At 59.6% G+C, this 1,239-nt stretch carries 1 pseudogene; it reads left to right on the forward strand.

Going from position 1 to position 1,239, the window contains the following annotated elements:
• Positions 1 to 25 precede the first annotated feature (25 nt).
• Positions 26 to 1,239 (forward strand): annotated as a pseudogene (locus AC1Q5P_RS21890) (hypothetical protein); the annotation flags it as partial.

Genomic DNA, 1,239 nt, shown 5'->3' on the forward strand with positions numbered 1-1,239 from the left:
ATCCGAACCCTACCGAAGATCGGCGATGGCCACCTCATCCAAGGCAGCTTCCTACACCACCCCGCGGGGCACTACCCATGGCGCGACCTCCAAAATCAGAGCGACCATGCCGTCTCCTACGATCGATTTTCGCACCATCCGACCACATCACGGAAGCCAGCATAGCGGTTTTGAGGAGGCGATTTGTCAACTCGCCGCGTTAGAAACCGCTCCTGACGCGCCATTCCACCGTAAGGGCGCTGGGGCTGACGCTGGCCTCGAATGCTACCGCGTCGAGGCAGATGGATCGGAGACTGGCTGGCAGGCGAAGTATTTCTTCGAGTTCGGCAGCAGCGAAGCGTCGCAGCTCACCGAATCGCTAAGCCAAGCGATCGCACGCCACCCCCAGCTTGGGCGCTTCATTGTCGGCTTACCCTTCAACCTATCGGACGGGCGAGTGGGCAATCGGATTTCCGAAAGGGATCGCTGGAACCGCTGGGTGCAAGCTCGCGCCGACGCAATCCTTCCGCGTGTCGTTACGATTGAGCTTTGGGATGAGACCCAGCTCATCGAGCGCTTCTCTCGAAATGAGCCGCAGTACGCGGGTCGACGGCACTATTGGTTCGATCTGCTGCATTTCACGCCCGACTGGTTTCAAACGCGCTTCGCGATCACTCGCAAGGCGCTGGGTACGCGCTACACACCCGAACTCAACATTGAACTCCCGATCCGCCGCGGGCTGCTCGCGATCGCTCGTGATCCTGCCTTCATTGAGAGTTTGACGCGCCTCGCTGATGAACTCGACGAGGCGCGGCATCGCACGACCGATAGCGTTGCGAGGATTCTGGCAAGTGGCCCCGCCGCGACGCAAGCTGCGGACCTGGATGTTCGATTTCGGGCGATCAGCAGTTTGATCCGGACGGCGTCGATCAGCCCAGCCGATCCAGTTCCATTTGATCCGTGGGTAAGGGCTCTCGATGAGGCGAGTGAAACGTTAGGTGTTTGTTCGGCAGCGATCTGGGACTTGCGTACTCAGCAAGGCGGTGATCGCGACGAGGTGCGGCGTGTCCAATTTTTCGTCGAACACCTCTATGAAGCAATCGAGAAGGTCTCCGGGATCATCAAGCGGCCAGTCAGCCGGCTGGCGAACGAACATCGGTTGCTTGTGACCGGTGAGGCGGGGACTGTCAAACGGCGTTCAAAAGGGACCCCCGATCGGCGTCGAAGAGGGACCCCCTTTTCAGATAATATGATGCTGGT

This window comes from Novosphingobium sp. GW835-FHT14H07 (assembly GCF_058793515.1).